Raw genomic sequence first — 1,580 nt, 5'->3', positions numbered from 1 at the left:
ACCCTGGCGACCTTGGCGGCGGGACTAGCAGGCGGCTTGACGGGCGATAGCTCAGCGGATGCCGTGGCGGGGGCGCAGGCAGGGAAGAATGCGGTTGAGAATAACTATCTGAGTGCCACTCAGATAAATGATTTTGCGGCGAAAGCCAAAGGCTGTGATGCTCGTGGTGACTGTAAGCAGGTCGTGAAAGAAATGGAAAACCTGAGTCTGGTTCAGCAGAAAGAGTTGATCGCCGTCTGTTCAACAGATCCAGCCGCCTGCAAACAAACCTATGGTGATGTTGCAGGTAACAGCATGCTGGTTCGCGAAGCGATAGATCGTGTACTGGGTGACGACGTGCCGTGGTCGATGAAGAATGATATGTCTTCATTATTGGCTCAGCAGATGGAAGCTGAAGGTGTTGTAACCAGTACCGAATTCGCTCAACAGCTGCAGAGTCGGTATAACATCGATCCGCAGCAGGCGGAGATCCTTGCTGGTGCAGCAATGGCTGCAGTTACGGGAGGGATGGGGAAAAATGCTAAACCAAGCCAAGCCAACACAACTAAGTTACCTAATGGGCAACAGGTTAATCATTATGAAGCTGCTTTGGTTGGACTTCCCCCTGGAGAACGTGTTGCTCAAGTTAAACAAATGGCCAGTTCAGTAGTCGAGAACAATGGTTGGGTGAAAGATAATAAGTTGACCAAAATGAACAATCGCGATGTGTATAGAGGTTCTGATGGAAATCTTTACGCACTCGATACACAGCATGGTCGCTTTGAGCAGGTCAATCCTAAAACCGGAAAACATCAAGGAGAGGTTGATATGGGAATGAAATTTATTGAAGGTAGCAAAGATACCTCCGGCGGCCATGATCTCAAGGTTAAATAGCATGCAGACTTCTATAAAGCTGGTTGATTACCCAACTCAAGCACTTGTTCATGGAACTGTTTTACGGCTACCGGGGCAGTGGCCGTATGAAGAGTTGGTTGATTTTATGGTGTTCGATATGCCAGGTGGCGATAGACCTAATGGCTTAATCGTGACAACGGGTCATAAAGCTGGGCTGGTACTAGTTTTATTACCGCAAGATAGTGGCCTAAAAGATGTTAGAGGCTTAAGTACTAAATGGGTGATCTCTAACTGGGAAAAATGGATTTATCCAGAGTGTGATGTACATGATGTACATGTTATTGAACGATATAATGTAGTCGCTATTTAATGAGTAAAATCCCGGTCAAGTCGCCGGGATTTTACTTTACAGCCTCAGTCACCCACCGCAGGCCTGATAACCAAACACCCGTTCTCAGCCGTAATGCTCACCGGCTGCCCGTTAATAAACCCCAGCCATTCCAGCCACTTCCCCTTAATCGTCAGCTGCGGGCTGGGGTTGGGTCTGCCTCCGTTGGGGCGGTAACAGACGGTCAGGAAATAGCTGACGCCTTCAGATAAGTCAAACGACTCAACTGAAAGCCTCAAGCCATGTACAATTATTATAAAACAATAAGTTGCGTTTTTTTGGCGCTCATTTTAATGCTGCATTTGTCGCGGTTGCTCTTTAACATGGTTAGAAAATTGAGTAAGTAACGACCGTCGTG

At 47.4% G+C, this 1,580-nt stretch carries 3 protein-coding genes; 2 read left to right on the top strand and 1 reads right to left on the bottom strand.

Annotated features, from left to right (window positions below; genetic code table 11):
* A partial coding sequence (locus tag SBO83_RS21375; protein ID WP_396132833.1) for a VENN motif pre-toxin domain-containing protein occupies nt 1-873 on the top strand: 873 nt, incomplete at its 5' end.
* A gap of 1 nt (nt 874) precedes the next feature.
* Entirely contained in the window at nt 875-1,204 is a 330-nt protein-coding gene (gene imm45, locus SBO83_RS21370; protein ID WP_396132832.1) for an Imm45 family immunity protein, read from the top strand.
* A 44-nt stretch (nt 1,205-1,248) separates the two neighbouring features.
* Here the strand turns inward: imm45 and SBO83_RS21365 are convergent, their stop codons facing one another.
* Nucleotides 1,249-1,410 carry a SymE family type I addiction module toxin gene (locus SBO83_RS21365; protein WP_396132834.1) on the bottom strand — a complete coding sequence of 54 codons (162 nt, stop codon included), beginning with the start codon at nt 1,408-1,410 and terminating at the stop codon, nt 1,249-1,251.
* Nucleotides 1,411-1,580: the final 170 nt, after the last annotated feature.

Origin of the sequence: Ewingella allii, assembly GCF_044430645.1 — a bacterium.
Taxonomy (GTDB): Bacteria; Pseudomonadota; Gammaproteobacteria; order Enterobacterales; family Enterobacteriaceae; genus Ewingella; species Ewingella allii.
This window is presented reverse-complemented; position numbering and strand designations above follow the sequence as displayed.

Coding starts and splice junctions, on each gene's coding strand:
- imm45 (WP_396132832.1), top strand. CDS start 875: ATGCAGACTTCTATAAAGCTGGTTGATTACCCAACTCAAGCACTTGTT.